A 26,731-nucleotide genomic window follows, 5' to 3' on the forward strand; every position below is an offset into this window, starting at 1 on the left:
TCATGGATATTAAACGCACGATCCTGATCGTCGCCCTGGCAATCGTGTCCTACGTTATGGTCCTTAACTGGAACCAGGACTACGGCCAAGCTGCCTTGCCGACTCAGAATACTGCTGCCAGCAACGCTGCCCCGACCTTGCCGGACACCGCGAAGGCCGGTAACACTGGCGCCAGCGCCGATGTGCCAAGCGCCAACGCTGAATCCAGCCCTGCCGAACTGGCTCCGGTTGCCGTCAGCAAAGACCTGATTCGGGTCAAAACTGACGTCCTCGACCTGGCTATCGATCCAAACGGTGGTGACATCGCCCAGCTGATGCTGCCCAAGTATCCGCGCCGTCAGGATCATCCGGACATTCCGTTCCAGCTGTTCGACAACGGTAGCGAGCGTACTTATCTGGCGCAAAGCGGCCTGACCGGCGTCAACGGCCCGGATGCCCGCCCGGCAGGTCGTCCGCTGTACGCCGCTGATCAGAAAAGTTATCAACTGGCCGATGGCCAGGAGCAAATGGTCGTCGACCTGAAATTCAGCGATAACGGGGTCAACTACATCAAGCGCTTCAGCTTCAAGCGCGGTGAATACGACCTGACCGTTACCTACCTGATCGACAACCAGAGCGCCCAGCCTTGGACCGGTAACCTGTTTGCACAACTGAAGCGCGATGCAAGCTCGGATCCGTCTTCGAGCACTGCGACCGGCACCGCCACCTACCTGGGTGCTGCCCTGTGGACAAGTTCGGAACCCTACAAAAAGGTGTCGATGAAAGACATCGACAAGGGAAATCTGAAAGAAAATGTTTCCGGTGGCTGGGTAGCCTGGCTGCAGCACTACTTCGTTACCGCCTGGATTCCAAACAAGTCTGACAACAACATTGTCCAGACTCGCAAGGACAGCCAGGGCAACTACATTATCGGTTTTACTGGCCCGGCGCTGAACGTAGCCGCTGGCGCCAAAGGCGAAACCAGCACTGTGCTGTACGCAGGTCCGAAGATCCAGGAGAAGCTCAAAGAGTTGTCCCCAGGTCTGGAACTGACGGTCGACTACGGCATTCTGTGGTTCATCGCTCAGCCGATCTTCTGGCTGCTGCAACATATCCACAACCTGCTCGGCAACTGGGGCTGGTCGATTATCGTCCTGACCATGCTGATCAAGCTGCTGTTCTTCCCGCTGTCTGCTGCCAGCTACAAGTCGATGGCGCGCATGCGTGCCGTGGCACCAAAACTGGCTGCGCTGAAAGAACAACATGGCGATGACCGGCAGAAAATGTCGCAAGCCATGATGGAGCTGTACAAGAAAGAGAAGATCAACCCACTGGGCGGCTGCTTGCCGATCCTGGTGCAAATGCCGGTCTTCCTCTCGCTGTACTGGGTATTGCTGGAAAGCGTCGAGATGCGTCAGGCGCCGTGGATGTTCTGGATCACCGACCTGTCGATCAAGGATCCGTTCTTCATCCTGCCGATCATCATGGGCGCGACCATGTTCATCCAGCAGCAGCTGAACCCGACTCCGCCGGATCCGATGCAGGCCAAGGTGATGAAGCTGATGCCAATCATCTTCACCTTCTTCTTCCTGTGGTTCCCGGCTGGTCTGGTGCTGTACTGGGTTGTGAACAACTGCTTGTCGATCGCACAGCAGTGGTACATCACCCGTAGCATCGAAAATGCTACCAAGAAAGCCGCTGCTTAACGGGTTAGCCAGCTAACCTGTGGATAAACGCCCCCTCGTGGGGCGTTTTGCTATCTGTCGTTTTTTGTCGTGAGGCCTTCGAGCATGAACACTGTGCGTGAAACCATTGCTGCCATCGCTACCGCCCAGGGACGTGGGGGCGTGGGGATCGTGCGGCTGTCCGGACCGCTGGCACAGCAAGCCGGGTTGGCCATCTGTGGAAAAACGCTGACGCCGCGACATGCCCATTACGGCGCGTTTCGTGCTGACGATGGGCTGGTCATCGATGAAGGCATCGCGCTGTTTTTCCCTGGCCCTAACTCCTTCACCGGTGAAGATGTACTGGAACTGCAGGGACACGGCGGTCCGGTGGTGCTGGATATGCTTCTGCAGCGCTGTGTACAGCTGGGCTGCCGCCTGGCCCGCCCGGGGGAATTCAGCGAGCGCGCATTCCTCAACGACAAGCTCGACCTGGCCCAGGCCGAAGCGATTGCCGACCTGATCGAAGCCAGTTCTGCACAGGCAGCCCGCAATGCCTTGCGCTCGCTCCAAGGCGAATTTTCCCGCCGTGTGGATAACCTCACCGAGAAACTGATCAGCCTACGGATCTATGTGGAAGCGGCTATCGACTTTCCCGAAGAGGAAATCGACTTCCTCGCCGATGGCCACGTGCTGAGCATGCTCGATGACGTGCGAACGAATTTATCCACAGTGCAGCGTGAGGCCGGGCAGGGGGCTCTGTTGCGCGATGGCATGACCGTCGTCATCGCGGGTCGGCCAAATGCTGGCAAGTCGAGCCTGCTCAATGTTTTGGCCGGGCGTGAGGCGGCAATTGTTACTGATATCGCCGGCACCACCCGGGACATCCTGCGTGAACATATCCACATCGACGGTATGCCGTTGCACGTTGTGGATACTGCCGGACTGCGCGATACCGATGACCATGTGGAAAAAATCGGCGTGCAGCGTGCGCTCAAGGCCATCAACGAAGCCGATCGGGTGTTGTTGGTTGTCGATTCCACCGCGCCGGAAGCCAGTGATCCCTTTGCCCTGTGGCCGGAGTTCCTCGATCTGCGCCCCGATCCAGCCAAGGTCACGCTGATTCGCAACAAGGCTGACCTGAGTGGCGAGACCGTCGCCATGGAACAAAGCGCGGATGGCCACGTCACCATTACCCTCAGTGCCAAGGATGCCGACATGGGGCTGGAGCTGCTGCGCGAGCACCTGAAGGCCTGCATGGGTTATGAACAGACGGCTGAAAGCAGCTTCAGTGCCCGCAGGCGCCATCTGGAGGCGCTACGCCAAGCCAGTTCACACCTGGAGCACGGTCGTGCGCAGTTGACCCTCGCAGGTGCCGGTGAGCTGCTCGCTGAAGACTTGCGTCAGGCCCAGCAAGCCTTGGGCGAGATTACCGGTGCCTTTAGCTCCGACGATCTGCTGGGACGAATCTTCTCCAGCTTCTGCATCGGCAAGTAAGCGTCTTTATCCACAGCTGGGTCCGCAACGGGCCTGGCTGCTGTACTCCTTCCTTCGATTTTCCCTTCCTTTCAGGACTGCCAATGCGCGAGTCCTGCCTTCTCGCCTGCGCGGCTATCCACAAATCTGTGAAATAAGCCCTGTGGAAAACCATGCCTCAGCTCCGTTGATAACTGCCATTCAAGGCTGGAGATAACTCCGCTTGTGGGTAAGTAGGCATTTCATCCACAGGCTTAAAGCGCTTATCCAGAACGCTCATGCCCGGTAGACCACAGGGTTTTGAACCTCTGTACATAAGGTAAATAAAGGCCTGTAGAACCTTATCCACAGAAAAGGTGGTGCATAAGAATAAACATAAAAACAAAGCTTTAATAAATTTCTCTCTCTTTATTTCTATTGCTCGCCACTCATCCACAGCCTGGTTAAATTTTGTGCAAAAGGTTCCTTTAGAGGGGGGTAAGTCCCTATACTTGTGCGTTATCCCTATCTATTCCCGAAACAGGCACGAGGTGCGTGGTGGATTTCCCTTCCCGTTTTGAAGTGATCGTCATCGGCGGCGGCCATGCCGGTACCGAGGCTGCGCTTGCGTCTGCACGCATGGGCGTAAAAACCCTGCTGCTGACCCATAACGTGGAAACCCTCGGTCATATGAGTTGCAACCCGGCTATCGGTGGCATTGGCAAGAGCCACCTGGTCAAGGAAATCGATGCGCTCGGCGGCGCCATGGCGCTGGCTACTGACAAGAGCGGTATCCAATTCCGTGTTTTGAACAACCGCAAAGGTCCGGCTGTGCGCGCTACCCGCGCACAGGCCGACCGCGCTATCTACAAAGCGGTAGTGCGCGAAATTCTTGAGAACCAGCCCAACCTGTGGATATTTCAGCAGTCCTGCGATGACCTGATCGTCGAACAGGACCAGGTGCGCGGTGTGATCACGCAAATGGGTCTGCGTTTCCTCGCCGACTCCGTGGTGTTGACCACCGGGACCTTCCTCGGTGGACTTATCCACATAGGTCTGCAGAATTACTCCGGCGGGCGCGCCGGTGATCCACCGGCTATCGCCCTGGCCCATCGCCTGCGTGAATTGCCGCTGCGCGTCGGCCGGTTGAAAACCGGAACCCCGCCGCGTATCGACGGACGCTCTGTGGATTTCTCGGTAATGACCGAGCAGCCTGGCGATACGCCGATTCCGGTGATGTCGTTCATGGGCGACAAAGCCATGCATCCGCGACAAGTGAGCTGCTGGATTACCCACACCAATGCCCGTACCCACGAGATCATTGCCTCGAACCTCGACCGTTCGCCGATGTACTCCGGGGTTATCGAAGGCATCGGTCCGCGCTATTGCCCGTCGATCGAAGACAAGATCCATCGCTTCGCCGACAAGGAAAGCCACCAGGTGTTCATCGAACCGGAAGGCCTGAACACCCACGAGCTGTATCCGAACGGGATATCCACATCCTTGCCGTTCGATGTGCAACTGGAGATCGTCCGCTCGATCCGCGGTATGGAAAATGCCCACATCGTGCGCCCGGGCTACGCCATCGAGTACGACTACTTCGATCCGCGTGACCTCAAGTACAGCCTGGAAACCAAAGTCATTGGCGGCCTGTTCTTCGCCGGGCAGATCAATGGCACTACCGGTTACGAAGAAGCCGGTGCGCAAGGTTTGCTCGCCGGTACCAACGCCGCATTGCGCGCCCAGGGCCGCGAAAGCTGGTGCCCGCGTCGTGACGAAGCGTACATCGGCGTGCTCGTCGACGATCTGATCACCCTGGGTACCCAAGAGCCGTACCGGATGTTCACCTCGCGCGCCGAATACCGCTTGATCCTGCGTGAAGACAACGCCGACCTGCGCCTGACCGAAAAAGGTCGCGAGCTGGGTCTGGTCGATGACCAGCGCTGGGCTGCGTTCAGCACCAAGCGTGAAGGCATCGCCCTGGAAGAACAACGGCTGAAATCCACCTGGGTTCGCCCGGACACCGCGCAAGGTCAGGCCATTGCCGAGAAATTCGGCACACCGTTGAGCCATGAATACAACTTGCTCAACCTGCTGACCCGTCCGGAAATCGACTACGCTGGCCTGATGCAAGTGACCGGTGGCAGCGAGATCGATCCGCAAGTGGCCGAACAGGTCGAGATCAAGACTAAATACGCCGGTTACATCGACCGGCAACAGGAAGAAATCGCCCGGCTGCGTGCCAGCGAAGATACCCGCCTGCCCGACGATATCGACTACAGCGGTATTTCCGGACTGTCCAAGGAAATTCAGAGCAAGCTCGGTCAGACCCGGCCTGAAACCCTGGGCCAGGCATCGCGGATCCCCGGTGTGACCCCGGCGGCGATTTCCCTGTTGCTGATTCATCTGAAAAAACGCGGCGCAGGCCGTGAGTTGGAGCAAAGCGCTTGAGTTCTCAGGTCACCCCTCAACACGCCGAAGAGTTGTCCACAGGTGCCCGCCAGCTCGGTGTCGAGCTGAGCGAGGCGCAGCATGCGCAATTGCTGGCCTACCTGGCCTTGCTGATCAAGTGGAACAAGGCCTACAACCTGACCGCCGTGCGCAATCCGGACGAAATGGTTTCCCGCCACCTGCTCGACAGCCTGAGCGTCATGCCGTTTATCCACAGCGAGCGCTGGCTCGATGTGGGTAGCGGCGGCGGCATGCCGGGTATTCCCCTGGCGATCCTGCATCCGGACAAGCAAGTCACGGTGCTCGACAGCAATGGCAAGAAAACCCGCTTCCTGACCCAGGTAAAGCTTGAGCTGAAGTTGGACAACCTGACAGTTATCCACAAGCGGGTCGAAGAGTTCCAACCGGCGCAGCCTTTCAGCGGAATTGTTTCCCGGGCTTTCAGCAGCATGGAGAACTTCACCAACTGGACGCGCCACCTTGGCGACGAACAGACGCAGTGGCTGGCAATGAAAGGGCTGCATCCTGCCGACGAGCTGGTAGCATTGCCGGCAGATTTCAGAGTGGATAGCGAGCAGGCCTTGACCGTTCCGGGTTGCCAAGGCCAGCGCCATCTGCTGATACTGCGCCGCACGGCATGATTGGGAACACAAGCAAGAATGGCTAAGGTATTCGCTATCGCGAACCAGAAGGGTGGTGTGGGTAAGACCACCACCTGTATCAACCTCGCGGCATCGCTGGTCGCTACCAAGCGCCGGGTGCTGCTGATCGATCTCGATCCACAGGGCAACGCCACCATGGGTAGCGGTGTGGATAAACACGTCCTGGAACATTCGGTCTACGACCTGCTGATCGGTGAATGCGATCTGGCCCAGGCCATGCATTTCTCCGAACACGGTGGTTACCAGCTGCTGCCGGCCAACCGCGACCTGACCGCCGCGGAAGTGGTGCTGCTGGAAATGCAGATGAAGGAAAGCCGTCTGCGTACCGCGCTGGCGCCGATTCGTGAGAACTACGACTACATCCTGATCGACTGCCCGCCATCGCTGTCGATGCTGACCCTCAACGCCCTGGTCGCCGCCGATGGCGTGATCATTCCAATGCAATGTGAATACTTTGCCCTGGAAGGCTTGAGCGACCTTGTGGATAACATCAAGCGCATTGGCGAACGCCTGAACCCGCAGCTGAAGGTCGAAGGCCTGCTGCGGACCATGTACGACCCGCGCCTGAGCCTGATCAACGATGTCTCTGCGCAGCTCAAGGAACACTTCGGCGATCAGCTCTACGACACGGTGATCCCGCGTAACATTCGCCTGGCCGAGGCGCCGAGTTTCGGCATGCCGGCCCTGGCGTATGACAAGCAATCGCGCGGCGCGCTGGCTTACCTGGCCCTGGCTGGAGAACTCGTACGCCGTCAGCGCCGTCCATCACGCACTGCACAAACAACTTAAGGAATCCGTATGGCCGTTAAGAAACGGGGTCTCGGACGTGGGTTGGATGCACTGCTCAGTGGTCCTACCGTCAGCGCGCTCGAAGAGCAGGCTGTGAAGGTCGACCAGAAAGAACTGCAACATCTGCCGCTCGACCTGATCGAGCGCGGCAAGTACCAGCCACGTCGGGACATGGACCCGCAAGCGCTGGAAGAACTCGCTCAGTCGATCAAGAACCAGGGCGTGATGCAGCCGATCGTGGTGCGCCCGATCGCCGACAACCGCTTTGAAATCATCGCTGGCGAACGCCGCTGGCGCGCCAGTCAGCAGGCCGGCATGGAAACCATTCCGGCCATGGTCCGCGATGTGCCCGATGAAGCGGCCATCGCCATGGCCCTGATCGAGAACATCCAGCGCGAAGACCTCAACCCGGTGGAAGAGGCCATCGCCCTGCAGCGCCTGCAGCTGGAATTCCAGCTGACCCAGCAGCAGGTCGCGGATGCCGTGGGCAAGTCGCGGGTCACCGTGGCCAACCTGCTGCGCCTGATCTCGCTGCCGGAAGTGATCAAGACCATGCTTTCGCACGGCGACCTGGAGATGGGGCACGCCCGGGCACTGCTTGGTTTGCCGGAAGAACAGCAGGTGGATGGGGCGCGTCATGTTGTCGCACGTGGACTGACCGTGCGCCAGACCGAAGCCCTGGTGCGCCAGTGGCTCAATGGCAAGCCGGAACCGGTCGAAGCGGCCAAGCCTGATCCGGACATTACCCGGCTTGAACAACGTCTGGCAGAGCGTTTGGGCTCGGCAGTACAGATACGTCATGGCAACAAGGGCAAGGGCCAGTTAGTTATCCGTTACAACTCGCTAGATGAGTTGCAAGGTGTGCTAGCTCACATCCGCTGAAACAATTCCTTTTGTAGCGCGCAGTCGGAAATCACTACCCGGCAGTTGAATAGGGGTTAAACCGCCCCTATACTCTGCGCGCATTTTGTCGGCACAAATTATGCCAAGTCATAGCTGACTGGTTAGTCGACTTTTGAGGAGCAGTTGTGATGGAAACCCGCACGCCAAACCGCTTGCCTTTCCATCGCTGGGCGGTTTTTCCGGTACTGTTGGCTCAGTGTGTCGTGTTTTTGCTGGCAACTTTGGCGTTGTGGCAGTGGCACGGGGCGGTCAGTGGATATTCAGCACTCTGCGGAGGGTTGATTGCCTGGCTGCCAAATGTGTATTTCGCCTGGAAGGCTTTTCGTTACACGGGGGCCAGGGCAGCGCAAGCTATCGTCAAGTCGTTTTACGCTGGCGAAGCAGGCAAATTGATTTTGACGGCAGTGCTGTTTGCACTGACGTTTGCAGGAGTGAAGCCATTGGCGCCGTTAGCAGTCTTCGGCGTCTTTCTGCTGACCCAGTTGGTCAGCTGGTTCGCGCCCCTGCTGATGAATATAAGACTTTCGAGACCTTAGGGCGTTTGAGGCAACCATGGCAGCAGAAACCGCTTCGGGCTATATCCAGCACCACTTGCAGAACCTGACCTTCGGTCAACTACCAGACGGCGGTTGGGGCTTTGCCCATTCCGCAGCAGAAGCCAAAGCAATGGGCTTCTGGGCTTTCCACCTGGATACCCTGGGTTGGTCGGTGGCACTGGGTCTGCTTTTCGTATTCCTGTTCCGCATGGCAGCCAAGAAGGCGACTTCCGGCCAGCCTGGCGGCCTGCAGAACTTCGTTGAAGTGATGGTTGAGTTCGTCGACGGCAGCGTCAAGGACAGCTTCCACGGTCGCAGCCCGGTGATCGCCCCACTGGCGCTGACCATTTTCGTCTGGGTCTTCCTGATGAACGCCATCGACCTGATCCCGGTCGACTGGATTCCTCAACTGGCCATTCTGATCTCCGGTGATCCGCACATTCCGTTCCGCGCGGTCTCGACCACCGACCCGAACGCGACCCTGGCCATGGCCTTCAGCGTGTTCGCCCTGATCATTTTCTACAGCATCAAGGTCAAGGGCATCGGCGGCTTCCTCGGCGAGCTGACCCTGCACCCGTTCGGCAGCAAGAACATTTTCGTTCAGATCCTGCTGATTCCGGTCAACTTCCTGCTTGAATTCGTCACCCTGATCGCCAAGCCGATCTCGCTGGCCCTGCGTCTGTTCGGCAACATGTATGCCGGCGAGCTGGTGTTCATCCTGATCGCTGTTATGTTCGGCAGCGGCCTGCTGTGGCTGAGCGGCCTGGGTGTGGTGCTGCAATGGGCGTGGGCTGTGTTCCACATCCTGATCATCACCCTGCAAGCGTTCATCTTCATGATGCTTACCATCGTCTACCTGTCGATGGCTCACGAAGATAACCATTAAGACCGCCTGGCGTGTCTGATGACCCTTGCGCAGGTTTTGGGAAGGGTCGAAAAAGTCCGCAAGGGCAGCTGTACCAATCGATTTTGTTTTACCGCTTCAAACTAAAAAACCTAACCAATACGACGTAAAAGTCGGGAGGAAAGATGGAAACTGTAGTTGGTCTTACCGCTATCGCTGTTGCTCTGCTGATCGGCCTGGGTGCTCTGGGTACCGCCATTGGTTTCGGCCTGCTGGGCGGCAAGTTCCTGGAAGGCGCTGCTCGTCAGCCAGAGATGGTTCCAATGCTGCAAGTTAAAATGTTCATCGTTGCCGGTCTGCTCGACGCCGTAACCATGATCGGTGTTGGTATCGCTCTGTTCTTCACCTTCGCTAATCCCTTCGTTGGTCAAATCGCCGGCTAATCACTCGAATTCTCGAGTGGTTTGGTGTGATGGACAAAGAACGAGCGAGGTGTTGGCGTGAACATTAATGCAACCCTGATTGGTCAGTCCGTTGCGTTCTTCATTTTTGTGCTGTTCTGCATGAAGTTCGTGTGGCCTCCGGTCATCGCGGCATTGCAAGAACGTCAGAAGAAGATCGCGGATGGACTGGACGCTGCCAACCGAGCAGCTCGCGACCTGGAGTTGGCCCAAGATAAAGCGGGTCAGCAACTGCGCGAAGCGAAAGCTCAGGCAGCCGAAATCATTGAGCAAGCCAAGAAGCGCGGTGCTCAGATCGTCGAGGAAGCCCGTGATCAGGCCCGCGTCGAAGCTGACCGTGTGAAGGCTCAGGCTCAAGCCGAGATCGAACAGGAAATTAACGGTGTCAAAGACGCCCTGCGTGCCCAAGTGGGTCTGCTGGCTGTCGGCGGTGCTGAAAAGATCCTTGGCGCCACAATCGATCAAAACGCGCATGCGGAGCTGGTTAATAAACTGGCCGCTGAAATTTAAGCGAGGGCGATCATGGCAGAACTGACCACGTTGGCCCGACCTTACGCTAAGGCGGCCTTTGAGCACGCCCAGGCCCATCAGCAACTGGCCAATTGGTCAGCCATGCTCGGCCTGGCTGCTGCAGTGTCGGAAGACGACACGATGCAGCGCCTGCTCAAGGCCCCGCGACTGACGAGCGCAGAAAAGGCCGCCGCGTTTATTGACGTGTGCGGTGACAAGTTCGATGCACAGGCACAGAATTTCATTCATGTTGCCGCGGAAAACGACCGTCTCCTGCTTTTGCCGGAGATTTCGGCTTTGTTCGAGCTGTACAAGGCCGAACAAGAGAAATCCGTGGACGTGGAAGTCACCAGTGCTTTTGCGTTGAACCAAGAACAGCAAGACAAACTCGCCAAGGTTCTCAGTGCACGGCTCAGCCGGGAAGTGCGCCTGCATGCGACGGAGGATGCCACCCTGATCGGTGGTGTCGTGATCCGCGCCGGCGACCTGGTAATCGATGGCTCGGTTCGCGGCAAAATCGCGAAACTGGCCGAAGCATTGAAATCTTGAGTTTGAAGGGGCAGCAGAGCAATGCAGCAACTCAATCCTTCCGAAATTAGTGAAATCATCAAGGGTCGCATCGAGAAACTCGACGTGACCTCCCAAGCCCGCAACGAGGGTACTGTCGTCAGCGTTTCTGACGGTATCGTGCGGATTCACGGTCTGGCCGACGTAATGTACGGCGAAATGATCGAGTTTCCAGGTGGCGTGTTCGGTATGGCCCTCAACCTGGAGCAAGACTCCGTTGGTGCGGTAGTACTGGGCGCCTACGACACCCTCGCTGAAGGCATGAGCGCCAAGTGCACCGGCCGCATCCTCGAAGTTCCAGTTGGTAAGGAACTGCTGGGTCGCGTAGTCGACGCACTGGGTAACCCAATCGACGGCAAAGGCCCACTGGGCAACACCGAGACCGACGCGGTCGAGAAAGTTGCTCCGGGCGTGATCTGGCGTAAGTCGGTAGACCAGCCTGTACAGACTGGCTACAAATCCGTCGACGCCATGATCCCTGTCGGCCGTGGCCAGCGTGAGCTGATCATCGGTGACCGCCAGATCGGTAAGACCGCCATGGCGATCGACGCCATCATCAACCAGAAAGACTCCGGTATTTTCTGTGTTTATGTTGCTGTCGGCCAGAAGCGTTCCACCGTCGCCAACATCGTTCGCAAGCTGGAAGAAAACGGCGCCCTGGCCAACACCATCGTGGTGGTTGCCAGTGCTTCGGAATCCGCCGCACTGCAATTCCTGGCGCCATACGCCGGTTGCACCATGGGCGAGTTCTTCCGTGACCGCGGTGAAGACGCGCTGATCGTATACGATGACCTGTCCAAGCAGGCCGTTGCCTACCGTCAGATCTCCCTGTTGCTGCGCCGTCCACCAGGACGTGAAGCGTACCCAGGTGACGTGTTCTATCTCCACTCCCGTCTGCTGGAGCGTGCATCGCGCGTTTCCGAAGAGTACGTTGAGAAGTTCACCAACGGTGCTGTAACTGGCAAGACCGGTTCCCTGACCGCACTGCCGATCATCGAAACCCAGGCTGGCGACGTTTCCGCGTTCGTTCCGACCAACGTGATTTCCATCACCGACGGTCAGATCTTCCTGGAATCGGCCATGTTCAACTCGGGCATCCGCCCTGCAGTTAACGCCGGTGTTTCGGTATCCCGTGTGGGTGGTGCCGCTCAGACCAAGATCATCAAGAAGCTCTCCGGTGGTATCCGTACCGCTCTGGCTCAGTACCGTGAACTGGCGGCATTCGCCCAGTTCGCTTCTGACCTGGACGAAGCCACCCGTAAGCAACTCGAGCACGGTCAACGTGTTACCGAGCTGATGAAGCAGAAGCAATACGCTCCAATGTCCATCGCGGACATGGCGCTGTCGCTGTATGCCGCTGAGCGTGGGTTCCTGACCGACGTTGAAATCGCCAAAGTCGGCAGCTTTGAACAAGCGCTGATTGCTTACTTCAACCGTGATCACGCCGAACTGATGGCGAAGATCAACGTGAAGGGTGACTTCAACGACGAAATCGACGCTGGCATCAAAGCCGGTATCGAGAAGTTCAAGGCCACCCAAACCTGGTAAGCCGCAGCGGGGGCTTTGCAGCCCCCGCTTGCTAACCTGATAGGTGTTACATGGCAGGCGCAAAAGAGATTCGCAGTAAGATTGCGAGCATCAAAAGCACGCAAAAAATTACCAGCGCCATGGAAAAAGTGGCGGTCAGCAAAATGCGCAAGGCTCAAATGCGCATGGCTGCTAGCCGTCCTTATGCGGAGCGTATCCGCCAGGTAATTGGTCATCTGGCCAACGCCAACCCGGAATACCGTCACCCGTTCATGATCGACCGCCCTGTAAAGCGCGTTGGTTATGTCGTCGTGAGCAGTGACCGTGGTCTGTGCGGTGGCTTGAACACCAACCTGTTCAAGGCCCTGGTCAAGGACATGGCGGCCAACCGCGAGCAAGGGATCGAGATCGATCTTTGCGTGGTCGGCAGCAAAGGTGCGGCGTTTTTCCGCAGCTTCGGCGGTAACGTCGTTGCAGCGATCAGCCACCTGGGCGAAGAGCCGTCGATCAATGATCTGATCGGCAGCGTCAAGGTCATGCTGGACGCTTACCTGGACGGTCGTATCGATCGTCTGTCCGTGGTATCGAACAAGTTCATCAATACCATGACGCAAACGCCAACGGTCGAGCAGTTGATTCCGTTGGTTGCAACCCCGGATCAAGAACTCAAGCACCACTGGGACTACCTCTACGAACCTGACGCCAAAGAGCTGCTGGACGGCCTGATGGTGCGTTACGTGGAGTCGCAGGTCTACCAGGCGGTGGTCGAGAACAACGCAGCTGAACAAGCTGCCCGGATGATCGCGATGAAAAACGCCACCGACAACGCCGGTGACCTGATCAGCGAATTGCAGCTGATCTACAACAAGGCGCGTCAGGCTGCGATCACCCAAGAGATCTCGGAAATCGTCGGCGGCGCTGCCGCGGTTTAACGGTTCAAATATTCAGAGGATCCAGCTATGAGTAGCGGACGTATCGTTCAAATCATCGGCGCCGTCATCGACGTGGAATTCCCACGTGACAGCGTTCCGAATGTCTATAGCGCGCTGAAAGTACAAGGCGCGGAAACTACTCTGGAAGTTCAGCAGCAGCTGGGCGACGGCGTAGTGCGTTCCATTGCGATGGGTTCGACCGAAGGCTTGAAGCGCGGTCTGGACGTTGTCGACACCAAGGCTCCAATCTCGGTACCGGTCGGTAAAGCGACCCTGGGCCGTATCATGGACGTCCTCGGTAACCCGATCGACGAAGCTGGCCCGATCGGTGAAGAAGAGCGTTGGGGTATTCACCGCCCAGCGCCTTCGTTCGCTGACCAGGCAGGCGGCAACGACCTGCTGGAAACCGGCATCAAGGTTATCGACCTGGTTTGCCCGTTCGCCAAGGGTGGTAAGGTTGGTCTGTTCGGTGGTGCCGGTGTAGGCAAAACCGTAAACATGATGGAACTGATCCGTAACATCGCCATCGAGCACAGCGGTTATTCCGTGTTCGCCGGTGTGGGTGAGCGTACTCGTGAGGGTAACGACTTCTACCACGAGATGAAGGATTCCAACGTACTGGACAAGGTTGCTCTGGTATACGGCCAAATGAACGAGCCACCAGGAAACCGTCTGCGCGTAGCGCTGACCGGCCTGACCATGGCTGAGAAGTTCCGTGACGAAGGTAACGACGTTCTGCTGTTCGTCGACAACATCTATCGTTACACCCTGGCCGGTACCGAAGTATCCGCACTGCTGGGCCGTATGCCTTCGGCAGTAGGTTACCAGCCGACCCTGGCTGAAGAGATGGGCGTTCTGCAAGAGCGTATCACTTCGACCAAGGAAGGTTCGATCACCTCGATCCAGGCCGTATACGTACCTGCGGACGACCTGACCGACCCGTCGCCAGCGACCACCTTCGCCCACTTGGACGCCACCGTCGTACTGTCCCGTGACATCGCCTCCCTGGGTATCTACCCAGCGGTCGATCCACTGGACTCGACTTCGCGCCAGCTGGACCCGAACGTCATCGGCAACGAGCACTACGACACCGCTCGCGGCGTCCAGTACGTGCTGCAGCGCTACAAAGAGCTGAAGGACATCATTGCGATCCTGGGTATGGACGAACTGTCCGAATCCGACAAGCAGCTGGTATCCCGTGCTCGTAAGATCCAGCGCTTCCTGTCCCAGCCGTTCTTCGTGGCAGAAGTCTTCACTGGTTCTCCAGGCAAATACGTTTCCCTGAAAGACACCATTGCTGGCTTCAGCGGCATCCTCAAAGGTGACTACGACCACTTGCCAGAACAAGCGTTCTACATGGTTGGCAGCATCGAAGAAGCGGTCGAGAAAGCCAAGAAACTGTAATCCCGGCGCCCCGCAAGGGGCGCTAATCAGGTTGAGGCAAGCAGATGGCTATGACAGTCCATTGCGATATCGTCAGCGCGGAAGGAGAGATTTTCTCCGGTCTGGTCGAGATGGTGGTTGCGCACGGTAACCTGGGTGATCTTGGTATCGCTCCAGGCCACGCGCCGCTGATCACTAATCTGAAGCCAGGTCCGATCACGCTGACCAAGCAGGGTGGCGCCCAAGAGGTGTTCTACATCTCTGGTGGTTTCCTCGAGGTCCAGCCGAACATGGTCAAGGTGCTTGCCGATACCGTGCAACGTGCTACCGACCTGGACGAAGCTCAGGCTCAGGAAGCCCTCAAGGCTGCTGAGAACGCCCTGCACGAAAAAGGCGCGGAGTTCGACTACGGCGCCGCCGCCGCTCGTCTGGCCGAGGCCGCAGCCCAGCTGCGTACCGTCCAGCAAATGCGCAGAATGAAGTAATTCGGCACTCGCCGGTCACTTCTGTTGCGATTGAGTTAAAGGGTAGCCTCGGCTACCCTTTTTCTTTTTCTGCGTTTTATATTCTGGTCTTCTCACTGACCTCCCCGGATTGGTAGCCCGTCAATGTCTCTCGATATCGTTATTCTCGCCGCTGGCCAAGGCACTCGGATGCGCTCTGCGCTGCCCAAAGTACTGCACCCGGTCGCTGGCGATTCCATGCTTGGCCATGTTATCCACAGCGCCCGTCAGCTTCAGCCTCAAGGTATTCATGTGGTGATCGGGCACGGTGCTGAGCTGGTTCGTGAGCGTTTGGCAGCCGACGACCTGAATTTTGTGCTGCAAGACAAGCAACTGGGTACCGGACATGCGGTCGCGCAAGCTTTGCCGGCACTGGCTGCTGATACGGTGCTGATCCTCTACGGCGATGTGCCGCTGATCGAAGTCGACACCCTCAAGCGCCTGCTGGCCAAGGTCAGTTCTGAGCAGTTGGGCCTGTTGACGGTCAACCTCGATGATCCAACCGGTTACGGTCGCATTGTCCGTGATGCCCAAGGGCAGGTGGCAGCGATCGTTGAACACAAGGATGCCAACGACGCGCAAAAAGCCATCAAGGAAGGTAACACCGGCATTCTGGCGGTGCCGGGTGCACGCCTGGCCGAATGGCTGGGGCGGCTGTCGAACAACAACGCCCAGGGCGAGTACTACCTCACCGACGTGATTGCCATGGCCGTTGCCGATGGCTTGGTGGTGGCCACCGAGCAGCCGCTGGACCCGATGGAAGTGCAGGGCGCCAATGACCGTCGCCAGCTTGCGGAGCTTGAGCGTCATTACCAGCTGCGTGCAGCGCGTCGCCTCATGGCCCAGGGCGTGACCCTGCGTGATCCGGCGCGTTTCGATGTGCGTGGTGAAGTCACCGTGGGCCGCGACGTGCTCATCGACATCAACGTCATCCTTGAAGGCCGTGTGGTCATTGAAGACGACGTGGTGATCGGCCCGAACTGCGTGATCAAGAACAGCACCCTGCGCAAGGGGGTCGTGGTCAAGGCCAGCAGCCACCTCGAAGGCGCGATTATGGGTGAAGGCAGCGATGCCGGCCCGTTTGCCCGCCTGCGTCCAGGCAGCGTGCTGGAAGCCCGTGCCCATGTGGGTAACTTTGTCGAACTGAAGAACGCCCACCTCGGTGAGGGCGCCAAAGCCGGTCACCTGACCTACCTGGGCGATGCCGAGGTCGGTGCACGTACCAACATCGGTGCCGGTACCATCACCTGCAACTACGATGGCGCGAACAAATTCAAGACCATCCTCGGCGAGGACGTGTTCATAGGCTCCAACAACTCCCTGGTGGCGCCTGTGGATATCCTCGACGGTGCCACCACGGCGGCAGGTTCGACCCTTACTCAGAATGTCGAAGCTGGCCAGCTAGCCGTCGGCCGTGCGCGTCAGCGCAACATCGACGGCTGGAAGCGACCAGAGAAAATCAACAAGAACTGAGTTATGCACAGCTGAACAAGAAGGCCGACTGGATTGTGCATAAGTCGGCCTTTTGCTTTCTGTGTGGATAAATCCCACAACTGTAGGAGCGGGCTTGCCCCGCGAAGCTTTGTGGATAACGTACCCCGATCGGAAAATTACCCATCCCTGCTTGACGATCTGGAAGCTTTAGGTTTTGATTGGCATCAGTAACTTTCGAAACGAAACTTAAAGACGCCATGTCGAAACGTAACACTCCACAGCGCCGCCACAATATCCTCGCCTTGCTCAACGAGCAGGGGGAAGTGAGCGTTGATGCGCTAGCCAAACGTTTCGAAACCTCGGAAGTCACCATCCGCAAAGATCTCGCCGCTCTGGAGGCCAACGGCTTGCTGCTGCGCCGCTATGGCGGTGCGGTGACCATGCCTCAGGAGCTGATCGCTGATCAGGGCCTGCCGGTTTCGCTGTATAAGCAGGCGATTGCCCGGGCGGCGGTCGGACGTATCCGTGAACATGCACGCATCATTATCGACAGTGGCAGTACCACCGCAGCGATGATTCCCGAGCTGGGCCACCAGCCGGGTCTGGTAGTGATGACCAACTCGCTGAATGTGGCCCGTGCCCTGAGCGAGCTGGAACACGAGCCTGTGCTGTTGATGACCGGCGGCACCTGGGACCCGCATTCCGAGTCGTTCCAGGGGCAGGTCGCCGAGCAGGTACTACGCTCCTACGATTTCGACCAGTTGTTCATTGGTGCCGATGGCATCGACCTGGTGCGCGGCACTACGACTTTCAATGAGTTGCTCGGCCTGAGCCGGGTCATGGCCGAAGTGGCCCGGGAAGTGATCGTAATGGTCGAGTCCGACAAAGTCGGGCGCAGGATTCCCAACCTTGAGCTGCCCTGGGGCAGCGTCAACACCCTGATTACCGATGAGCGCTTGCCCGTTGAGGCGCGCGAACAAATTGAAGCCCGCGGCGTCCATGTGATTTGTGCCGCACTCTCCAAGGAGCATAACTAATGTGTGGAATCGTTGGTGCCGTCGCCGAACGTAATATCACCACCATCCTCATCGAAGGCCTCAAGCGCTTGGAATACCGCGGGTATGACAGCGCAGGTCTAGCGGTCTTCAGCCAGCAGGGGACCCTGGAGCGTCGTCGTCGCATCGGCAAGGTCAGCGAGCTGGAAGCCGCTGTAGGCGCCGATCCGCTGGCAGGCCAGCTGGGTATTGCCCACACCCGTTGGGCAACCCATGGCGCGCCAACCGAGCACAATGCCCACCCGCATTTCTCCGCCCAGGATCTGGCGGTGGTGCACAACGGCATCATCGAGAACCACGAAGAACTGCGTGAAAAGCTCAAAGGCCTGGGCTACGTGTTCAGCTCTGAGACCGACACCGAAGTCATCGTCCACCTGCTGCACCACACCCTGAAAACCGTTCCTGACCTGGTCGATGCCCTGAAGGCTGCAGTCAAGCAACTGCACGGCGCCTATGGTCTGGCGGTAATCAGTGCGCACCAGCCAGACCGCCTGCTGGCCGCCCGCAGCGGCAGCCCGCTGGTGATTGGCCTGGGCCATGGGGAGAACTTCCTGGCGTCCGACCAGTTGGCCCTGCGTCAGGTGACCGACCGCTTCATGTACCTGGAAGAAGGCGATATCGCTGAAATCCGCCGCGACCAGGTAACTATCTGGGATCTGGCCGGTCACCCGGTTCAGCGCGAAACCGTGCAGTACCACGAAGGTGCCGAAGCTGCCGACAAGGGCACCTATCGTCACTTCATGCTCAAGGAAATCCACGAGCAACCAACCGTGGTACAGCGCACCCTGGAAGGGCGTCTGGGCAAGGACCACGTCATGGTTCAGGCCTTCGGCCCGCAAGCCGCCGAGCTGTTCGCCAAAGTCCGTAACGTGCAGATCGTCGCCTGTGGCACCAGCTATCACGCTGGCATGGTTGCACGTTACTGGCTCGAAGAACTGGCCGGGATTCCGTGCCAGGTAGAAGTGGCTAGCGAGTTCCGCTACCGCAAGGTGGTGGTGCAACCCGACACCCTGTTCGTTTCGATTTCCCAGTCCGGTGAAACCGCCGACACCCTGGCCGCCTTGCGCAATGCCAAGGAACTCGGTTTCCTCGGCAGCCTGGCGATCTGCAACGTTGGCATCAGCTCGCTGGTCCGCGAATCGGATCTGACCCTGCTGACCCAGGCGGGTCCGGAAATCGGTGTGGCTTCGACTAAAGCGTTCACCACCCAGCTGGTGTCGTTGATGCTGCTGACCCTGTCCCTGGGCCAGGTACGTGGCACATTGAAGGCCGGTGTCGAAGCCGAGCTGGTCGAAGAACTGCGTCGCCTGCCGACGCGCCTGGGCGAAGCCCTGGCCATGGACGCCATCGTCGAGAAAACCGCTGAGCTGTTTGCCGACAAGCACCACACCCTGTTCCTCGGTCGTGGCGCGCAGTTCCCGGTGGCCATGGAAGGGGCGCTCAAGCTCAAGGAAATCTCCTATATCCACGCTGAAGCCTATCCAGCCGGTGAACTCAAGCATGGCCCGCTGGCCCTGGTGGACAGCGACATGCCAGTGGTCACCGTGGCGCCGAACAACGAACTTCTGGAGAAGCTCAAGTCCAACCTGCAGGAAGTACGGGCACGTGGCGGTGAGCTGATTGTCTTTGCCGACGAAAACGCCGGTATGAGCAATGGCGAAGGCACCCATGTGATCGCTGTGCCGCACATCATCGATGCCCTGGCACCGATCCTCTATACCATTCCATTGCAACTGCTGTCGTACTACGTGGCGGTGCTCAAAGGCACTGACGTCGACCAGCCGCGTAACCTGGCGAAATCGGTAACTGTAGAGTAACGATTGCTGTTGTTAACAATGGTTTTGGTTTTAGAGAATTAAAACTGTCGCACGAGCCGGAGAGGTTTGCCTCCCGGCTCCTCCTTTGTCCCCCTTCACCTGCTTGGCCTTGCTGTAACTGTGGAAGTCGCCTTGAGCTGCGTTGTAGGTCTCGCCATGAGTGTCATGGTTGACTGGCCCAGTCGTTGGTCCACGTGTAACTGCTGCGCAGTCAGCTGCACGTCAGAGCTCAGCTGAGGGGGCGCATGCTGGTGGTCAGGGGTTAGTGGCGAGTGGTAATGGTCGGAATACGGGTCACAGGACGATGCTCCATGGCTGTGATCATGCTCCGCTCCTTGCACCACCTCCGGTGCGGGATGTTTGCCGGGCACTGACAACGAATAGGCATGCCCTGTTCAAGCCGTGATAATGGCCAGAGCGAGAGCAAAAATCACCATCGTTGATAGAGAACGACTGAACATCACTGGGCGCCTTTGAGGCAATTACAGGATATGGGCACAGGTTTGACCTATCCCCCCCTGGGGGATACGATGCCAGCGTAATTCATCGGAACCGGAGACTCAAATCATGACTGAGCATGAGCACCTCCATGCCCATGACCACCCGCATGGTCATACACATACCCACCAAAGCCACGAAGCGATCATCAAGCGCCTCAAGCGTGCCGATGGGCACCTGCGAAGCATCATCGCGATGATTGAGGAGGGCCGCGAGTGCGTTGACATCGCGCAGCAGCTGCATGCAGTTGAAAAAGCGGTTTGCCAGGCCAAGCGCACGCTCATTCAGGATCACATCGACCACTGCCTGGAAGACACCGTTGTGGCATTGAGTAGCGGTGATCGCTCCTCGCTTGAAGAATTCAAGCAAATCACCAAGTACCTTTAGGTTCCCCATGCCGAATTTCGCAGAGTTGCTACAGCAGGGCGGAGCCTGGCTGTATTTCCCCAGTGCCATCTTGCTGGGTGCTTTCCACGGGCTTGAGCCTGGCCACTCCAAAACCATGATGGCCGCATTCATCGTCGCTATTCGAGGCACTGTGAAGCAGGCGATTCTGTTGGGCCTTGCCGCCACGATTTCCCACACGCTGGTGGTCTGGCTGGTCGCAATCGGTGGGATGTACCTGGGTAAGGGGCTGGATGCGCAGACTACGGAGCCTTACTTCCAGCTCGCGTCTTCTGCCCTGATCATTGTAATTGCGCTGTGGATGCTCTGGCGGACGTGGCGTGGCGAGCAGATGTTCAAGTTCGAGCAAGACGATGATCACCATCATGGCGATCATGATCACGCGCATCACGATGAAACTCACCGTATTGATACCGGCCATGGCCGGATCGAGCTTTCAATCTTTGAACACGGTGTGCCCCCGCACTGGCGGATGAAAGTGTTAAGTGGCCATGCCTGGCCGGCTGCACAAGTTCTATTGACCACTACCAGGTCCGATGGGCAGACCCAGCGATTCGCCTTTGTCGAGCGAGAGGGGTACCTCCAATCGACGGTCGATATTCCTGAGCCCCATGAATTCAGCGCCCGGCTCAGTCTCGGCCATGCGGGTCATTCACATGACTATGATCTTGATTACCGCGAGCACGATCATGGTCACGCCCATTCCGAGCTTGAGGGTTTAGAACTGTCAGTCGATGGCTACCAGGACGCGCATGAACGTGCCCATGCCAACGACATCCGTAAGCGCTTTACCAACCGGGACGTGACAACAGGTCAGATCATCATGTTTGGCCTGACCGGTGGCCTTATTCCATGCCCCGCAGCCATTACGGTATTGCTGCTCTGCCTCCAGGTTAAAGAGGTCGCACTAGGTGGCATGCTGGTCCTGTGCTTCAGCATTGGCTTGGCGCTTACCCTGGTGGCCGTAGGAAGCGCAGCAGCTATTGGCGCCAGGCAAGCCTCCAATCGCTGGCCATGGCTGGGGACCGTGGCGCGGCGTGCGCCCTATCTCTCCAGCGTCCTGATTATCGGTGTCGGCCTCTATGTGGGCTTCCATGGCTGGATCGGGCTGAACAGCTAAGGGGCCTGTTCGGTGTTTGAGCTGACCAGCTATATCGGCCTGTTTCTGGCAGCACTCGGTGCCGCCACCCTGCTGCCAATGCAGTCGTAGGCAGTGCTCGTAGGCATGCTGGGCACCCATCATTGGCGATTCACTGACCTTGGTCGTGGGCATCATGCGTGAGCCCCTGTGGCGTTTCCTTCTGATCGTCACCCTGGTCAAGGGCAGACGGTATCTACTGTTTACTGTGCTGGTTTGGGGAGGCTCGTGATGAGTGCGTATGAGCCAACAGTGTCGCTTAGCAGGCATCGTAACGCGGGCCAGGACCTGATCAAGTGGTTGGCCATGATCACCATGGTCATCGATCACTTACGCTTGGTGTGGCCCGAAATGGGCGACCTGTTTATCGTTGGACGGCTCGCCTTTCCGCTGTTTTGTGTAGCAATTGCAGCCAACGTCGCACGCACAAGGCCCGGTGAGTTGCTGACAGCGACCAATAGTAGATACATCATCTTGATGATCGTATTCGCGATCATATCCGAGGTGCCCTATCGCTACATCAGTGCGTCCGGCTTATTCAACGTACTGGTTACCCTGACATTTGGGCTGCTGATCACGTGGGGAATTCACCACCGCACATGGCTGGCCGGAGCCACGGCAATCACCGCCGGGGTATTGGCTTACCTGCTCGACGATACTCTGATGTACGGGTTCTACGGCGTCCTTGTACCTGCGGCAGTGCTCATTGCGATTAAGCGACCAGGCATACTGTGGTTACTGCCTGCACTCCTGTGCGTGCTAATTAACACTCGCAGCAGCATCGTTGCCAAAGCCTTGGATCTCGACCCTCCGTCAATCTTAGCCTTGGGAGCTGCCTTTGCGGCTCCACTTCTCGGCCTGTGGCTGCTGCGCCAGAGCCTCCACTTCAATGTGCAGCCGGTTCGCCAATGGGGGTATTGGTTCTATCCTGCGCACTTGGTTGCGTTGCAAGCGCTTCGCTTGTGTCTGTGAGGCAAAAACATGCCTTCATCCGCCAAGAATTTGCGGGCTCGGCTATGAGTAGGCCGATGAAAGTCGTATCTCTCGTGATTGCCGCTGTTCTTTCGTTTTCCTCGGCAGCCGCATTCGCGCACAGTGGTGGTACCGACGCCAAAGGTTGCCACACTAACCACAAAACTGGCGGTTACCACTGCCACTAAGCGGCAAAGTCCAGCGGCTGCTGGGCCTCCCCCATGGTGGCTATCAGGACCACAGCTGGAAAAACGCTCCCCAGTCCCCATTGCGTACTATGTACACCAGCAAACCGACTGCACCGCAGCTGAGCAGTACCTGAATAACGCCGCGTTTGAAGTGAAACAACGCTATGGCAGCGGCTATCGCAATCACCAGCGACGGCCAGTCCAGACCTGCTCCAAATCCATTGGGCCAGAGTACGTGGTAACCGAAAAACATCGCCAGGTTCAGGATCACTCCCACCACAGCAGCTGTAATGCCGATGAGTGGCGCGGTGAATTTCAGTTCGTTATGGGTCGACTCGACCAAAGGCCCACCGACCAGAATGAACAGGAAGGAAGGCAAGAAGGTGAACCAGGTCACCAAGCTCGCCGCTACGGCCCCCGCTAGGAATGCCTGCTCGGGGCCAAAGACTTGCTGGACATAAGCACCGACGAAGCCAACGAACGCCACGACCATGATCAACGGACCCGGCGTGGTTTCACCTAGGGCCAGGCCATCGATCATTTGGGTTGGGGTCAGCCAGCCGTAGTGTCCCACCGCGCCCTGATAGACATAGGGCAGCACCGCATACGCACCACCAAATGTCAGTAACGCTGCCTTGGTAAAGAACCAACTCATTTGGGTGAGCGTACCGCTCCAGCCAAACATCGCGGTCAGGATGCCCATGGGTAACAACCAAAGCACGGCCCCTACCAGTATCAGCAGCATCAGCCGAGACCAACGAAATCGAGCATGGTCCGGCGTTGGGGTTTCATCATCGATCAGGGCCGCGCCGTAGGACTTCTTCGCAGCACCATGGCCACCGGTCCGGAATTTTTCCGGGGCAAGCCGACCACCCAGATAACCCAGCAATGCCGCGACCAAGACGATCATCGGGAAAGGCACGTTCAAGGCAAAGATCGCAACGAACGAAGCGGCGGCAATGGCCCACAGCCACCCGTTTTTGAGTGCTCTTGAACCGATCCGGTGAGCGGCATGGACCACAATGGCAGTCACAGCGGGCTTGATGCCATAGAACAGGCCAGCCACGATGGGTACCTCACCGAAGGCGATGTAGACCCATGAAAGTGCAATCAGAATGAAGAGTGAAGGGAGCACAAACAGCCCACCCGCAATCACTCCACCCCAGGTGCGATGCATCAGCCAGCCGAGATAGGTCGCCAACTGCTGCGCCTCTGGCCCAGGAAGCAACATGCAGTAATTCAATGCATGGAGAAAGCGCCGCTCTGAGATCCAGCGCCTACGTTCTACCAGCTCTTGGTGCATGATCGAGATCTGACCCGCAGGCCCGCCGAAGCTGATAAAGCCGAGCTTCAGCCAGAACCACAGTGCTTGAGCCAAGCTAATAGGTGCTGGTCGCGCCAGGTCAGGTGCATCCACCGGTTGGGTGTCTTTATTCATCGATGGCGTCCTCCTGCACGAAGCCAGCTAGCAGCCCATCGAAGATGGCACCTGCTGCATTCAATAGCTGATCGTCATCGGTAATGGTCTCGCGAAGCCCTGCCAGTACTCGCTCGACTCCAGCCGCTTCAATAGGCTGTATTCCTCCGACATCCAGGTAATGGACAAGTGAGGCAAGGCGGTTGAGACCTGGTACATCCAGCTCGAAGCTGTCTTTCAACGTTTCGAAAGTGACGCGATTGCCCGCATGACTGAAGGTCGCCTCATCAAAGTCGAAGCCGAGCGCATCTGCTGGGCAATCGGACGGATGGTCTAACCATACTAACTGAGCTTGAGAATCAATGAAGCGCTTGATCAACCAGGCACTGGCCAACCGGTCTACCCAAGGACGCTTGCGCGTGGCCCAGATCCGCCCCTGGTACTCACCCACGCTCAGCAGCATGATCGATGAATCCTGGCCACTGGGTTCATCTGCCGATAGTGCTCGGCTGACTGCAACCTCCAGCGACTTCAGCGCTTCATCGATCTGCTGCTTTGGCTGCCCAGGGAAGTAGTCGATGCCTGCTAGTTGGGTATACGCCTTGCGCAGCTTTCGAATTTGCTTGGTCGTAGCCAGCGCGTTTTCCGCGTTGAGCTGCAGGCGGCACTCATCGATCTCAGTTCCCAGCCTTGTGTAATCGTCAGCTCTATCAAACAGCTCAGCGAAGCGTGCCCCGTTTGGGTCCACAACGGGCAGGAGCAGCGCCACCCCGTTAATTGCCAGGATGTCCCGCTCCACAGCGCTCAACGCGGCATGGCATGAGTCTGTTTGAGGTAGTAGATAGACCCCGTCTCGCAGAACAGCGGCACCGGTAGCTTTTAATGCCCGCCATGCACGCATTCGCTCGGTGGCGTTAGCTGTCGGTAGACCGAGTACAAGAGCCAACCAGTTGTTCATGTAGAGCTCGATTTAAATAATGTAGATATTTTTACATTACTCATGTGTGGGATGGTTGGAAATAACAATTTATCAACTGATCTGCAATCTGCTGTGGCACTCGTAAGGGTTCGGTTGCCTGGGTTCAGCAATAGATGAAAAGGAAGCTGGACTAGCCCACTGCTGACCCGAAGCTCATGGCACAGCGTCAATTTTTGGCAGGAACTACCGACCGATCGGGCATACCTGGTTCAGCGGCAGCTTGTCAGTGGACAACTCAAAAAGAATGGGCACGTCTGCGCAGTCAACCTCTGTCACAACCAACGATGCCGAGCAGGGGCCGGCGGTGCTTGGCGTCAGCGACGTTGATCGGGGTTACCCGTACAGCCCGCAGCACTGTCACTGAGATCGAACAATTTTTGGTAAAGGCGCAGGCATAAGTGCCCGCACCTCTTGGTTGGTGATCAGTTTGGCTGCTGTGGCGTGTCGTGGTGTCTGGGCAAGGCGATCGAGATGAGCGCTGCAGCCAGTACGAAAATACTGGATACCCACAAGCAGGCTTCCAGGCCATAGCCTTGGAACACCCAGCCGGAAAGCAGCGTGCCGACCAGCCGCCCCAGAGCGTTGGACATGTAGTAGAAGCCCACGTCCAGCGATACCCCATCCTCCTTGGCATAGCTGACGATCAGGTAGCTGTGCAGCGATGAGTTCACTGCGAACAGCACACCAAACAGCATCAGCCCACCGAGCAGTACCACCTGAGCCGGCCAGCCGGCAGTCAGCCCCAGCGCAATCAGCGCAGGCAATCCGGCCAGCGTGATCGCCCAGGTGAAGGCTGCTCGACCGTCCGGCACATGGCCACGCTTCTTGCCGGTGATGTAGGGGGCAAATGACTGCACGATGCCGTAGCCGATGATCCAGACGGCAAGAAAGCCGCCGACCTGCCAGAAGTCCCAGGCAAATGTGCTGCTCAGGTACACCGGCAACGCTACGACGAACCACACGTCGCGGGCGCCGAAGAGAAACAGGCGTGCCGCCGAGAGGATGTTGATTGCCCGGCTCTTGGACAGTATGTCGCGAAACTTCGGTTTAGCCTTGGCCTTGCCCAGGTCCTTTTTCAGCAGTAGCAAGCTACCGATCCAGATCAATGCCAGCACCGTTGCCATGGCCAGCACCGCCATGCTGAAGCCGAGCAATGCGAGCAGCGCACCGCCGAGGAAAAAGCCCGCGCCTTTGAGCGCGTTTTTCGAGCCCGTGAGGATGGCCACCCACTTGTAGAGGGTGCCTTGCTGGCTGTCCGGTACCAAGAGCTTGATGGAGCTCTTGGCACTCATCTTGTTGAGGTCCTTGGCGATACCGGACAACGCTTGGGCTGCCATTACCCAGGCCACCGTCAGCCAGGCTGCCGGCACCGTGAGCATCAGCAAGGCCAGCACCTGCAGGCCCAGGCCGATGTTCATGGTGCGATTGAGCCCCAGGCGAGCGCCGAGGTAACCGCCCACCAAGTTGGTGATCACGCCGAAAATCTCGTAGAACAGGAACAGCGCTGCGATCTGCAGCGGCGTGTAGCCCAGCGTATGGAAGTGCAATACCACCAACATGCGCAATGCGCCGTCGGTGAGGGTGAAGGCCCAGTAATTGCCGGTAACCAGCAGGTACTGACGCACTTCCGCGAACAGAGCTGACAACGCCTTCATGATCGCC

At 58.0% G+C, this 26,731-nt stretch carries 25 protein-coding genes and 1 pseudogene; 23 read left to right on the forward strand and 3 right to left on the reverse strand.

What is annotated here, in order from left to right; translation table 11 throughout:
- Nucleotides 1-2: 2 nt before the first annotated feature.
- The 23 genes and pseudogenes from yidC (at nucleotide 3) to C6382_RS10450 (ending at nucleotide 22,673) form a co-directional block, all read left to right on the forward strand.
- Complete coding sequence (yidC, locus tag C6382_RS10340) at nucleotides 3-1,685, forward strand: membrane protein insertase YidC (RefSeq protein WP_107024404.1); 1,683 nt, start codon at nucleotides 3-5, stop codon at nucleotides 1,683-1,685.
- A gap of 84 nt (nucleotides 1,686-1,769) precedes the next feature.
- The gene (mnmE, locus tag C6382_RS10345) at nucleotides 1,770-3,140 is read left to right on the forward strand and encodes a tRNA uridine-5-carboxymethylaminomethyl(34) synthesis GTPase MnmE (protein WP_107024405.1); all 1,371 of its coding nucleotides are present in this window, start codon (nucleotides 1,770-1,772) and stop codon (nucleotides 3,138-3,140) included.
- A 516-nt stretch (nucleotides 3,141-3,656) separates the two neighbouring features.
- Nucleotides 3,657-5,549, forward strand: coding sequence for a tRNA uridine-5-carboxymethylaminomethyl(34) synthesis enzyme MnmG (gene mnmG / locus C6382_RS10350; RefSeq protein ID WP_107024406.1), 1,893 nt, complete (start codon nucleotides 3,657-3,659; stop codon nucleotides 5,547-5,549).
- The gene (gene rsmG / locus C6382_RS10355; protein ID WP_107024407.1) at nucleotides 5,546-6,190 is read left to right on the forward strand and encodes a 16S rRNA (guanine(527)-N(7))-methyltransferase RsmG; all 645 of its coding nucleotides are present in this window, start codon (nucleotides 5,546-5,548) and stop codon (nucleotides 6,188-6,190) included. The genes mnmG and rsmG overlap by 4 nt, the downstream gene beginning before the upstream one ends.
- Nucleotides 6,191-6,208: 18 nt before the next feature.
- Nucleotides 6,209-7,000, forward strand: coding sequence for a ParA family protein (locus tag C6382_RS10360; protein WP_045186348.1), 792 nt, complete (start codon nucleotides 6,209-6,211; stop codon nucleotides 6,998-7,000).
- A 9-nt stretch (nucleotides 7,001-7,009) separates the two neighbouring features.
- The gene (locus tag C6382_RS10365; RefSeq protein WP_107024408.1) at nucleotides 7,010-7,882 is read left to right on the forward strand and encodes a ParB/RepB/Spo0J family partition protein; all 873 of its coding nucleotides are present in this window, start codon (nucleotides 7,010-7,012) and stop codon (nucleotides 7,880-7,882) included.
- Nucleotides 7,883-8,031: 149 nt separating this feature from the next.
- Nucleotides 8,032-8,439 (forward strand): F0F1 ATP synthase subunit I, encoded by a 408-nt coding sequence (locus C6382_RS10370; RefSeq protein ID WP_010222722.1) that lies wholly within the window; start codon nucleotides 8,032-8,034, stop codon nucleotides 8,437-8,439.
- A 16-nt stretch (nucleotides 8,440-8,455) separates the two neighbouring features.
- A complete protein-coding gene (gene atpB / locus C6382_RS10375) occupies nucleotides 8,456-9,325 on the forward strand; it encodes a F0F1 ATP synthase subunit A (RefSeq protein ID WP_107024409.1) in 870 nt (289 codons plus the stop codon).
- A 143-nt stretch (nucleotides 9,326-9,468) separates the two neighbouring features.
- Nucleotides 9,469-9,726: a F0F1 ATP synthase subunit C gene (atpE, locus tag C6382_RS10380; RefSeq protein ID WP_003097235.1), complete on the forward strand. Its 258-nt coding sequence runs from the start codon at nucleotides 9,469-9,471 to the stop codon at nucleotides 9,724-9,726.
- Between the two features lie 57 nt (nucleotides 9,727-9,783).
- On the forward strand, nucleotides 9,784-10,254 hold the full coding sequence (locus C6382_RS10385; protein WP_010222733.1) for a F0F1 ATP synthase subunit B: 471 nt from the start codon (nucleotides 9,784-9,786) through the stop codon (nucleotides 10,252-10,254).
- 12 nt (nucleotides 10,255-10,266) lie between these two features.
- A complete protein-coding gene (locus C6382_RS10390) occupies nucleotides 10,267-10,803 on the forward strand; it encodes a F0F1 ATP synthase subunit delta (RefSeq protein WP_107024410.1) in 537 nt (178 codons plus the stop codon).
- 21 nt (nucleotides 10,804-10,824) lie between these two features.
- Nucleotides 10,825-12,369: a F0F1 ATP synthase subunit alpha gene (gene atpA / locus C6382_RS10395; protein ID WP_107024411.1), complete on the forward strand. Its 1,545-nt coding sequence runs from the start codon at nucleotides 10,825-10,827 to the stop codon at nucleotides 12,367-12,369.
- A gap of 50 nt (nucleotides 12,370-12,419) precedes the next feature.
- Entirely contained in the window at nucleotides 12,420-13,280 is an 861-nt protein-coding gene (atpG, locus tag C6382_RS10400; RefSeq protein WP_107024412.1) for a F0F1 ATP synthase subunit gamma, read from the forward strand.
- Between the two features lie 27 nt (nucleotides 13,281-13,307).
- Complete coding sequence (gene atpD / locus C6382_RS10405) at nucleotides 13,308-14,684, forward strand: F0F1 ATP synthase subunit beta (protein WP_107024413.1); 1,377 nt, start codon at nucleotides 13,308-13,310, stop codon at nucleotides 14,682-14,684.
- 44 nt (nucleotides 14,685-14,728) lie between these two features.
- Nucleotides 14,729-15,148, forward strand: coding sequence for a F0F1 ATP synthase subunit epsilon (locus C6382_RS10410; RefSeq protein WP_107024414.1), 420 nt, complete (start codon nucleotides 14,729-14,731; stop codon nucleotides 15,146-15,148).
- A gap of 123 nt (nucleotides 15,149-15,271) precedes the next feature.
- Nucleotides 15,272-16,639: a bifunctional UDP-N-acetylglucosamine diphosphorylase/glucosamine-1-phosphate N-acetyltransferase GlmU gene (gene glmU / locus C6382_RS10415; RefSeq protein ID WP_107024415.1), complete on the forward strand. Its 1,368-nt coding sequence runs from the start codon at nucleotides 15,272-15,274 to the stop codon at nucleotides 16,637-16,639.
- Nucleotides 16,640-16,857: 218 nt separating this feature from the next.
- A complete protein-coding gene (locus C6382_RS10420; protein WP_107024416.1) occupies nucleotides 16,858-17,637 on the forward strand; it encodes a DeoR/GlpR family DNA-binding transcription regulator in 780 nt (259 codons plus the stop codon).
- A complete protein-coding gene (glmS, locus tag C6382_RS10425) occupies nucleotides 17,637-19,472 on the forward strand; it encodes a glutamine--fructose-6-phosphate transaminase (isomerizing) (protein WP_107024417.1) in 1,836 nt (611 codons plus the stop codon). Before C6382_RS10420 ends, glmS begins: the two co-directional genes overlap by 1 nt.
- A 567-nt stretch (nucleotides 19,473-20,039) precedes the next feature.
- Nucleotides 20,040-20,357, forward strand: a complete 318-nt coding sequence (locus C6382_RS10430; protein ID WP_107024418.1) for a metal-sensing transcriptional repressor — start codon at nucleotides 20,040-20,042, stop codon at nucleotides 20,355-20,357.
- Between the two features lie 7 nt (nucleotides 20,358-20,364).
- Nucleotides 20,365-21,495 carry a nickel/cobalt efflux protein RcnA gene (locus C6382_RS10435; protein ID WP_107024419.1) on the forward strand — a complete coding sequence of 377 codons (1,131 nt, stop codon included), beginning with the start codon at nucleotides 20,365-20,367 and terminating at the stop codon, nucleotides 21,493-21,495.
- A gap of 12 nt (nucleotides 21,496-21,507) precedes the next feature.
- Nucleotides 21,508-21,745: pseudogene (locus C6382_RS10440) on the forward strand (hypothetical protein).
- A complete protein-coding gene (locus tag C6382_RS10445) occupies nucleotides 21,745-22,485 on the forward strand; it encodes a TraX family protein (RefSeq protein ID WP_107024420.1) in 741 nt (246 codons plus the stop codon). Before C6382_RS10440 ends, C6382_RS10445 begins: the two are co-directional and overlap by 1 nt.
- A gap of 56 nt (nucleotides 22,486-22,541) precedes the next feature.
- Nucleotides 22,542-22,673 (forward strand): YHYH domain-containing protein, encoded by a 132-nt coding sequence (locus tag C6382_RS10450; RefSeq protein WP_107024421.1) that lies wholly within the window; start codon nucleotides 22,542-22,544, stop codon nucleotides 22,671-22,673.
- Nucleotides 22,674-22,716: 43 nt separating this feature from the next.
- Here the strand turns inward: C6382_RS10450 and chrA are convergent, their stop codons facing one another.
- From chrA to arsJ, 3 genes are all read right to left on the reverse strand, one after another.
- Nucleotides 22,717-24,111, reverse strand: a complete 1,395-nt coding sequence (gene chrA, locus C6382_RS10455) for a chromate efflux transporter (protein ID WP_107024422.1) — start codon at nucleotides 24,109-24,111, stop codon at nucleotides 22,717-22,719.
- Entirely contained in the window at nucleotides 24,104-25,048 is a 945-nt protein-coding gene (locus C6382_RS10460) for a chromate resistance protein ChrB domain-containing protein (protein WP_107024423.1), read from the reverse strand. Before C6382_RS10460 ends, chrA begins: the two co-directional genes overlap by 8 nt.
- A 443-nt stretch (nucleotides 25,049-25,491) precedes the next feature.
- Complete coding sequence (arsJ, locus tag C6382_RS10465; protein WP_107024424.1) at nucleotides 25,492-26,724, reverse strand: organoarsenical effux MFS transporter ArsJ; 1,233 nt, start codon at nucleotides 26,722-26,724, stop codon at nucleotides 25,492-25,494.
- Between the last annotated feature and the right edge of the window lie 7 nt (nucleotides 26,725-26,731).

Source organism: Pseudomonas sp. BBP2017 (genome assembly GCF_003024385.1).
GTDB lineage: Bacteria > Pseudomonadota > Gammaproteobacteria > Pseudomonadales > Pseudomonadaceae > Aquipseudomonas.